Here is an 8,943-nt window from a genome sequence, read left to right as displayed (position 1 = left end):
GCCCGGCAGCCCTACCGTCGGCTGAGCTGACGCCGCGCGRRCGCCAGCTTYYCCGGGKTGACCACGRCCCGTACCCCCGCGACCAGCCCGTCGCGTACCTCGAACGCCGCCAGGCCGACGAGGGTGTCGCCCGCCCAGGTCGCAAGTCCCGTGGCGCCGTTGACCTGGGTGACGGTGAACTCCAGGCCCACCGCGTACGTCGGGCCCCCGCCCGCCAGGAACCGGGCGACCTTGAGCCCGCCCTCGATCGGCCACCGGGCCGCGGTGACCTTCCCGCCCCCGTCGCTCCACCAGGTGGCGTCGGCCGCGAGCAGTTTCTCCAGCCCGGCCAGGTCGCCGTCGCGGGCCGCCGTGATGAACGACGTGACCAGCTCCTCCTGCCGCTCGGACGCGGCCTCGAACCGGGCCCGCGGCTCGCCCACCCGCCGCACGGCCCGCCGGTACAGCTGGCGGCAGTTGGCCTCGCTCAGATCCAGCACCCCGGCGATCTCCCGGTGCCCGTACCCGAACGCCTCCCGCAGCACGTACACCGCCCGCTCGGCCGGCGTGAGCCGCTCCAGCAGCACCAGCATCGCCATCGACACGGCGTCCCGCTGCTCGGCCGACTCCAGCGGGCCGAGCGTGCCGTCCGCGGTGATCACCGGCTCGGGCAGCCAGGTCCCGACATACCGCTCGCGCCGGGCCCGGGCGGAGGTCAGCCGGTTCAGACAGAGGTTGGTGACGACCTTGGCGAGCCAGGCCGCCGGCTGCTCGATCCCCGTGCGGTCGGCGCCGCTGAAGCGCAGAAACGCGTCCTGAACCGCGTCCTCCGCCTCCTCCGCGGAGCCCAGCAGCCGGTAGGCGAGCGAGAACAACCGGGGCCGGTGGGTCTCGAACTCGTCGGCGAGCGTGGTGGTCATACGCCTCACCCTGCCAGAACACCGTCCGTGCGGCGTGGGAAGGCCCGACGGCGGGCAAGGGCCGTCGTCACCGCCGCCGGGCCGGTCTGCGCAACTGCACATGACCGTAGAAAGGACTAGACCATAACGTCAATAGGTACGTACCAACTCCGGGACGGTCAAGGGCGGACGCAGGCGCGGGAGTTGAATCGCCCCGTCGCGCTCGGAAAGGGTGGCGACACGTTCTGTGAGGCACCCCACACCGTTCGCCCGTCTGGACGCCGATCAGGCGTGGCACACTGGCCATGTATCAGTAGCAGCGCACTCCGGGGTCGGTGAAAGTCCGAACCGGCGGTTACAGTCCGCGACCCGGTCGCCTCCAGCGGCCGGTTGACCAGGTGAAATTCCTGGACCGACGGTTAAAGTCCGGATGGGAGGCAGTGCGCGGCGAGCGGGCATACATGCGCGCCGCCGAAGAAGTCCGTCCTCCGGGCGGACTCCGTCCGGCGTCGTTCCCGGTGTCCTCGCTCGTATCCTCTGTCGTCATCGACAGCCCCGGAGTCCGTGCCCGAAGAGGCAGGAGGACCCGGGAAGTGTTCACCGGAATCGTCGAAGAGCTGGGCGAGGTCACCGCCGTCGAGACCCTCGACGACGCCTGTCGCTTCCGCCTGCGAGGCCCCGTCGTCACCCAGGGCGCGAAACACGGCGACTCCATCGCCGTGAACGGCGTCTGCCTCACGGTCGTCGACCACGAGGGCGACGAGTTCACCGCTGACGTGATGGCCGAGACGCTCAACCGCTCCAGCCTCGGCGCGCTCAAGGCCGGCTCCCGCGTCAACCTCGAACGGCCCATGGCCGTCGGCGAACGCCTCGGCGGGCACATCGTGCAGGGCCACGTGGACGGCACCGGCGAGATCCTGGAACGCAAGCCGTCCGACCACTGGGAGATCGTGAAGATCTCCCTCCCCGCGGACCTCACCCGGTACGTGGTCGAGAAGGGCTCCATCACCGTCGACGGCATCAGCCTCACCGTCGTCGACGCCGGCCCCGACTACTTCACCGTCAGCCTCATCCCCACCACTCTCGACCTGACCACGCTCGGCCACAAGCAGCCCGGCGACCCGGTCAACCTCGAGGTGGACGTCATCGCCAAGTACGTCGAGCGGATGCTGGGCGACCGCGCGCAGGGGGCGACCCGGTGAACTCGCTGAACTCCGAGGCGTTCGTCCTCTTCGACCAGCACATCCTCTGGTCCGACATGGTCGGCAACCTCTTCGGCCTGGCCGCCCTCGCCCTCGGCTGGCGGCGCTCCATATGGACCTGGCCCGTGCAGTTCCTGGCCGGCCTCATCCTCTTCGGAGCCTTCTTCGGTCATCTGACCGGCAGTGCGGGCAAGCAGGCGGTCGTCATGGTCGTGGCCCTGTACGGCTGGTGGCAGTGGCAGCGCGGCAAGGGACAGGCGGAGGACGGTCACATCGCCGTACGGTTCGCCACCTGGCGCGAGCGCGGAGCGATGATCGCCGCGGCCGCCGCCGGCACGGTCGCGGTGGCGCTGCTCTTCAAGGCGTACCCCACCCTGTCCTGGGACCCCTGGCCGGACGCCTACATCTTCGTCGGCACCATCGTCGCCATGTACGCACAGGCCCGCGGCATGGTCGAGTTCTGGTTCGCCTGGCTGCTCGTCGACCTCGTCGGCGTGCCCCTCAACTTCGCCAACGGCTACGCCTTCTCCGGCTTCGTCTACGTCATCTACGGCGCACTCGTCCTGTGGGGCATGCGCGACTGGTGGCTGCGCTCGCGTCAGGCCGCGCGGCCCACCCTGGAAGGAGCGCCGGCATGAACGCCGCACCGATCCTGTACAGCAGCGACGACGTCGAGGACTTCGCCCTCGACCCCGTCGAGCAGGCCATCGCCGACATCGCGGCCGGCCGCCCGGTCGTGGTCGTCGACGACGAGGACCGGGAGAACGAGGGCGACCTCGTCATCGCCGCCGAGAAGGCGACCCCCGAGATCGTCGCCTTCATGATGAGCGAGTGCCGCGGCCTGATCTGCGCCCCCATGGAGGGCGAGGAGCTGGACCGGCTGCGCCTGCCGCAGATGGTCGACGACAACACCGAGTCGATGAAGACCGCGTTCACGGTCTCCGTCGACGCCTCCGCCGCGCACGGCGTCAGCACCGGCATCTCGGCCTCCGACCGCGCCACCACGCTCCAGCTGCTCGCTGACGGCATCTCCGGGCCCGACGACTTCGTCCGCCCCGGCCACATCTTCCCGCTGCGCGCCCGGCCCGGAGGGGTCCTCACCCGCAACGGCCACACCGAGGCCGCCGTCGACCTCGCCCGTCTCGCGGGCCTGCGTCCGGCCGGCGCGATCGTCGAGATCGCCGGCGAGGACGGCACCATGCTGCGCCTGCCCGAGCTCATCCCCTTCGCCCGCAAGCACGGCCTGACGATCATCTCCATCGAGGACCTGATCGCCTACCGCCGCAGCAGCGAACCCACCGTCCGCCGCGAGGCGAAGACCCAACTGCCCACGGCCCACGGCACCTTCACGGCCTACGGCTACCGCTCCACCGTCGACGGCGTCGAGCACGTCGCCCTCGTGCACGGCGAGATCGGCGACGGCGACGACGTCCTGGTCCGCGTCCACTCCGAATGCCTCACCGGCGACGTCTTCGGCTCCGCCCGCTGCGACTGCGGCCCCCAGCTCGACGCCTCGCTGGCCCGCATCCAGGCCGAGGGCCGGGGAGTCGTGGTCTACCTGCGCGGACACGAGGGCCGCGGCATCGGCCTGATGTCCAAGCTGCGCGCCTACGAACTCCAGGAGCAGGGCCACGACACCCTCGACGCCAACCTCGAACTCGGCCTGCCCGCCGACGCCCGCGACTACGGCGCCGGAGCGCAGATCCTCGCCGACCTCGGCGTGCGCGGCGTGCGCCTGCTGACCAACAACCCCGACAAGACCGACGCGCTCGTGCGCCACGGCATCGTGGTGAAGGCGCGTGTGCCGATGCCCGTGAGCGCCGGCGAGCACAACCTCCGCTACCTGCGCACCAAGCGGGACCGGATGGGCCACGACCTGCCCTGGCTCGACACGACCACCGTGCCGGCCTGCGGCAACCAGTAAGACAGCACAGCAAGTCAGCACAGCGAGAAGGCTCTGAGGAGAGACGTGAGCGGCAAGGGTGCACCGGAGCTGTCCGTACGCAATGTGGGTGACCTCAGGGTCGCCGTCATCGCGGCACAGTGGCACGAAAAGGTGATGGACGGTCTGGTCGACGGCGCCCTGCGCGCCCTGCGCGACCTCGGCATCGACGAGCCGACCCTCCTCAGGGTCCCCGGCAGCTGGGAGCTCCCCGTGGTCGCCAAGGTCCTCGCGGGCCGCGGCTACGACGCGATCGTGGCCCTCGGCGTCGTCATCCGCGGCGGCACCCCCCACTTCGAGTACGTGTGCCAGGGCGTGACCCATGGCCTCACCCAGGTCTCCGTCGACACCGGCGTGCCCGTCGGCTTCGGCGTGCTGACCTGCGACACGGAGGAGCAGGCCCTGGACCGCGCCGGCCTGGAGGGCTCGAACGAGGACAAGGGACACGAGGCGGTGACGGCGGCGGTGGCGACCGCGGCCACCCTCCGCTCAGTATCCGAACCCTGGCGCTGACGAAAGCCACCTGTGGCATAGGCTGAGCGTCACCATGTCCAAGAAGACGTTCGAGGAGCTCTTCACCGAGCTCCAGCACAAGGCCGCTCAGGGCGACCCCGCCACTTCCCGCACCGCAGAACTGGTCGAGAAGGGTGTCCACGCCATCGGCAAGAAGGTCGTCGAAGAGGCCGCCGAGGTGTGGATGGCCGCCGAGTACGAGGGCAAGGAGGCGGCCGCCGAGGAGATCTCGCAGCTGCTGTACCACGTCCAGGTGATGATGGTCGCGCGCGGCATCTCTCTCGACGACGTCTACGCCCACCTGTAAGCCGCACCCCGTTCCCGCACGACACCACGCAAAGGAAGCCGACCTCATGCTGCGCATCGCCGTCCCCAACAAGGGTTCCCTGTCAGGCCCTGCGGCGGAGATGCTGCATGAGGCCGGCTACCAGCAGCGCCGGGAGTCCAAGGAGCTGCGGATCGTCGACCCGACGAACGAGGTCGAGTTCTTCTACCTCCGCCCCCGCGACATCGCCATCTACGTCGCCTCCGGCCAGCTGGACATCGGCCTCACCGGCCGGGACCTGCTGATCGACTCCGGCGCCGACGCGGAGGAGATCCTCGCCCTCGGCTTCGCCCGCTCCACGTTCCGCTACGCCGGCAAGCCCGGCACCATCAGCGGCCTGGCGGACCTCGCGGGCAAGACCGTCGCCACCTCCTATGAGGGCATCGTCGCGGCGCACCTCGCCGAGCACGGCATCGACGCCTCCGTCGTCCACCTCGACGGCGCCGTCGAGACCGCCATCCAGCTCGGCGTCGCCCAGGTCATCGCCGACGTCGTCGAGACCGGCACCTCGCTGCGCAACGCGGGCCTGGAGGTCGTCGGCGAGCCGATCATGCAGTCCGAGGCCGTCGTGATCCGCCGCACCGGCGCGGACGGCGACGACCCCAAGGTGCAGCAGTTCCTGCGCCGCCTCCAGGGCGTCCTGGTCGCCCGGACGTACGTGATGATGGACTACGACTGCCGCGTCGAGCAGCTGGAGAAGGCCGTCGCCCTCACCCCCGGTCTGGAGTCGCCGACCGTGTCCCCGCTGCACAACGAGGGCTGGGTCGCCGTCCGCGCGATGGTCCCCGCCAAGGAGGCGCAGCGGATCATGGACGACCTGTACGACATCGGCGCCCGGGCCATCCTGACCACGGCCATCCACGCCTGCCGTCTGTGAGGGGCGCGCACTGATGTCCGATCTGCCCACCCTGCCCGTCACCTTCCGGCCGGGCACCACCCGCGCGGTGCTGCTCACGGCCGCCGTCGCGATCTTCGTGGTGATCACGACCGTCGCGATGCTGCTGAAGCAGCTCAGCCCCGCTGAGCGCCTCAGCTTCATCGTCACAGCGCTCCTGCTGGACGCGGTACTGCTCCTGCTGGCGCGGCCCAAGGTCGTCGCCGACGAGGACGGCGTCACCGTGGTCAATCTCACCAACAAGCGCCGGCTGGAATGGGCCGAAATCCTTCAGGTGACCCTCCGGTCCGGCGACCCCTGGGTGTTCCTCAACCTCAGCGACGGCACCAGCCTGCCCGCCCTGGGCATCCAGCCCGGCCTGGCCAAGCAGCGCGCCATCGCCGACGCCCGGGCCCTGCGGGCGCTCGTCGAGGCCCGTTCCGTCGCGAACCCCGAGCGGCCTCAGGGCTGACTCGTCGGATCCACAGGGCGGTCGCCACTGCCGCACCGGGCCGTGTCTTGATTAATCTGTTGGCGGAGGCGCGACGGATGCGCCTCCGCCTCTGTTGCCCGCCCGGTGCACAGAGGCTCCTGCTAACCGAGGAGTGACCCCCTCCGGCGATGGACGGATCGTCCTGCAGTACCTGCGCCGCCCCCTGCCGACATAGCGCGGACCGTGTCCGCGACCGTGCGGAGGCGGCGGCATCATGACCATCCCCCTGCTGCTTCTGGCAGCCGCGTTCCTGCTGATTCTCGCCAACGGATTCTTCGTGGCGGCCGAGTTCGGACTCGTGACGGTCGAGCGGCCGGAGGCCGAGAAGGCCGCCGCCGAGGGCGACCGGCGCGCCCAGCGCGTCGTCGAGTCGCTCAAGGAGCTGTCCTTCCAGCTCTCCGGCACCCAGCTGGGCATCACCATCACGTCCCTCGTCGTCGGCATGCTCGCCGAACCAGCGCTGGCCGAGCTGCTGCACGGCCCGTTCACCTCGATCGGCGTCCCCGAGGGGGCCGTCTCCGGTGTCACGGTCGTCGTCGGCATGCTGCTGGCCTCCGCCGTGCAGATGGTGATCGGCGAGCTCCTGCCCAAGAACTGGGCGGTGTCCAGGCCGCTCCAGGTCGCGCGCTTCGTCGCGGGCCCGCAGCACGTCTTCGCACGGCTGTTCCGGCCGGTCATCGCCGGTCTCAACGCCGTCGCGAACCGGCTCGTGCGCGCCCTGGGCTTCGAGCCCGCCGAGGAACTGGCCTCCGCCCGCACCCCCGGCGAACTCGTCTCCCTCGCCCGCCACTCGGCCCGGGCCGGCGCCCTGGAACAGGACACGGCGGATCTCTTCGTCCGGACCCTGTCGCTGGGCGAGCTGACCGCGCAGCACGTCATGACGCCGCGCGTGAAGGTCAGCGCCCTGCAGTCCTCGGCCACCGCCGAGGACGTGGTCAACCTGACCCGCGCCACCGGCCTGTCCCGCTTCCCCGTCTACCGGGAGAGGATCGACGAGGTCGTCGGCATGGTCCACCTCAAGGACGCCCTGGCGGTGCCCGTGCGGGACCGGCTGCGCACCCCCGTCGGCCGCATCGCCCGCCCGGCGCTGCTCGTCCCCGAGACCCTGCCCGTCCGGCCGCTGCTCGGCCGCCTGCGCAGCGAGCAGCCGATCGCGGTCGTCGTCGACGAGTACGGCGGCACGGCCGGTGTCGTCACACTGGAGGACATCGTCGAGGAGATCGTCGGCGAGGTCCGCGACGAGCACGACGGACACGACCTGCCCGAGCTGGCCTCCGCGCCGCCGGAGGACGGCAGGCCCGCCTGGGACGTCGACGGCAGCTGCCGGGTCGACATCCTCCAGCGCATAGGCCTCGACGTGCCCGAAGGTCCGTACGAGACGGTCGCGGGTCTGATCGCCGACCTGCTGGGCCGTATCCCGGCCGTCGGCGACAAGGCGGAACTGCCCGGCTGGCGGCTGTCCGTACGCCAGGTCGGCCACTACCGGGCCGAGCGGGTCCGGCTGGTGAGAACGGCTCCCGTCGCCGTGGTGGAGGCAGCCCGATGAGCGTGCTCCAACTGACCTTCGCCGCACTTCTGGTCCTCGCCAACGGTTTCTTCGTCGGCGCCGAGTTCGCGCTCGTGTCCGTACGCCGCAGCCAGATCGAACCCCTCGGCACGGCCCGCGCCCGGCAGGTCCTCTACGGCCTGGAACGGCTGCCGCAGATGATGGCGGCGGCCCAGTTCGGCATCACGATCTGCTCCCTCACCCTCGGGGCGGTCGCCGAACCGACCGTCGCGCACCTCCTGGAGCCGGTCTTCGAGTGGGTCCACCTGCCGCACGGCATGATCCACCCGCTCACCTACGTCATCGCCCTCGCCGCCGTGGTCTTCTTCCACCTCGTCATCGGCGAGATGGTCCCGAAGAACCTGGCGATGGCGGCCCCCGAGAAGGCCGCGCTGTGGCTCAGCCCCGGTCTGGTCTGGTTCGCCCGCTTCTGCAAGCCGATCACCGCCGCCCTCGGCGCCGTCTCCCAGGGCATCCTGCGGCTCTTCCACGTCGAGCCCAGGGACGAGGTCGAGGCCGTCTTCACCAGCGAGCAGCTCAACCGGCTGGTGGAGGACGCCGGCCAGGCGGGCCTGCTCGACCCCGAGGAGGCCGAAAGCCTGGAGGACGCGCTGGAGCTGGGCTCCCGCCCGGTGACGGACGTCCTGCTGACACGGGAGTCACTGGTGACGGTCAGCCCGTCGGTCACCCCCGGCCGCATCGTCGAGCTCACCGCCCGCACCGGGTACTCCCGGTTCCCGGTCGCCGCGGAGAACGGTGCGTTCATGGGGTACCTGCACGTCAAGGACGTCCTGGACCTGGAGCACTCGGACCGGGCCGTGCCGCAGCAGTTGTGGCGGCCCATGACGACGCTGCGGTCCGAGTTGCCGTTGGACGACGCGCTGACGGTGATGCGGCGGGCGGCGACGCATCTGGCCCAGGTGGCCGACGCGTCCGGGAAGGTGATCGGGCTGGTCGCGCTGGAGGATGTGCTGGAGCTGTTGGTGGGGGAGGTGCGGGATCCCGCGCATCGGGAGGTGCGCGAGGTGCGGCTGACCGAGCCCAGGTCGGGCGAGGAGGTACTGGCGACGTAGGCCCAGCTGCGGGCAGTCGTGCCGCTTGGGGCGGCACCCGTCCCACAGAGAGCGGCACCCCGCTCCGCCGGGCTGCGGACCCGCCCGGCGTCAGCCC

The 8,943-nt window shown here is 70.9% G+C and carries 10 protein-coding genes and 1 riboswitch; of the genes, 9 read left to right on the top strand and 1 reads right to left on the bottom strand.

Going from position 1 to position 8,943, the window contains the following annotated elements:
- Positions 1–11: 11 nt before the first annotated feature.
- The gene (locus CA983_RS14095) at positions 12–899 is read right to left on the bottom strand and encodes an RNA polymerase sigma-70 factor (protein WP_086601231.1); all 888 of its coding nucleotides are present in this window, start codon (positions 897–899) and stop codon (positions 12–14) included.
- Positions 900–1,195: 296 nt separating this feature from the next.
- A riboswitch (FMN riboswitch) is annotated at positions 1,196–1,326 on the top strand.
- Between the two features lie 145 nt (positions 1,327–1,471).
- On the opposite strand from CA983_RS14095, the gene CA983_RS14090 reads away from it, so the two are divergent.
- From CA983_RS14090 to CA983_RS14050, 9 genes are all read left to right on the top strand, one after another.
- Positions 1,472–2,080, top strand: a complete 609-nt coding sequence (locus CA983_RS14090) for a riboflavin synthase (protein WP_086601230.1) — start codon at positions 1,472–1,474, stop codon at positions 2,078–2,080.
- A complete protein-coding gene (locus CA983_RS14085) occupies positions 2,077–2,718 on the top strand; it encodes a nicotinamide mononucleotide transporter family protein (RefSeq protein WP_086601229.1) in 642 nt (213 codons plus the stop codon). The genes CA983_RS14090 and CA983_RS14085 overlap by 4 nt, the downstream gene beginning before the upstream one ends.
- Entirely contained in the window at positions 2,715–4,004 is a 1,290-nt protein-coding gene (locus CA983_RS14080; protein ID WP_086601228.1) for a bifunctional 3,4-dihydroxy-2-butanone-4-phosphate synthase/GTP cyclohydrolase II, read from the top strand. Before CA983_RS14085 ends, CA983_RS14080 begins: the two co-directional genes overlap by 4 nt.
- A 45-nt stretch (positions 4,005–4,049) precedes the next feature.
- Positions 4,050–4,535 carry a 6,7-dimethyl-8-ribityllumazine synthase gene (gene ribH / locus CA983_RS14075; protein WP_086601227.1) on the top strand — a complete coding sequence of 162 codons (486 nt, stop codon included), beginning with the start codon at positions 4,050–4,052 and terminating at the stop codon, positions 4,533–4,535.
- A 34-nt stretch (positions 4,536–4,569) separates the two neighbouring features.
- On the top strand, positions 4,570–4,842 hold the full coding sequence (locus CA983_RS14070; protein ID WP_003988914.1) for a phosphoribosyl-ATP diphosphatase: 273 nt from the start codon (positions 4,570–4,572) through the stop codon (positions 4,840–4,842).
- A 46-nt stretch (positions 4,843–4,888) separates the two neighbouring features.
- On the top strand, positions 4,889–5,737 hold the full coding sequence (gene hisG / locus CA983_RS14065; protein WP_020273518.1) for an ATP phosphoribosyltransferase: 849 nt from the start codon (positions 4,889–4,891) through the stop codon (positions 5,735–5,737).
- Between the two features lie 13 nt (positions 5,738–5,750).
- On the top strand, positions 5,751–6,206 hold the full coding sequence (locus tag CA983_RS14060; RefSeq protein WP_086601226.1) for a PH domain-containing protein: 456 nt from the start codon (positions 5,751–5,753) through the stop codon (positions 6,204–6,206).
- Between the two features lie 235 nt (positions 6,207–6,441).
- Complete coding sequence (locus tag CA983_RS14055) at positions 6,442–7,773, top strand: hemolysin family protein (protein WP_086601225.1); 1,332 nt, start codon at positions 6,442–6,444, stop codon at positions 7,771–7,773.
- Entirely contained in the window at positions 7,770–8,846 is a 1,077-nt protein-coding gene (locus CA983_RS14050; RefSeq protein WP_086601224.1) for a hemolysin family protein, read from the top strand. The genes CA983_RS14055 and CA983_RS14050 overlap by 4 nt, the downstream gene beginning before the upstream one ends.
- The last annotated feature ends 97 nt before the right edge of the window (positions 8,847–8,943 follow it).

The organism is Streptomyces swartbergensis, from assembly GCF_002148965.1.
Classification (GTDB): domain Bacteria; phylum Actinomycetota; class Actinomycetes; order Streptomycetales; family Streptomycetaceae; genus Streptomyces; species Streptomyces swartbergensis.
Note: the sequence above shows the minus strand (reverse complement) of the source record. Positions and strands in the feature narration are given on the sequence as shown.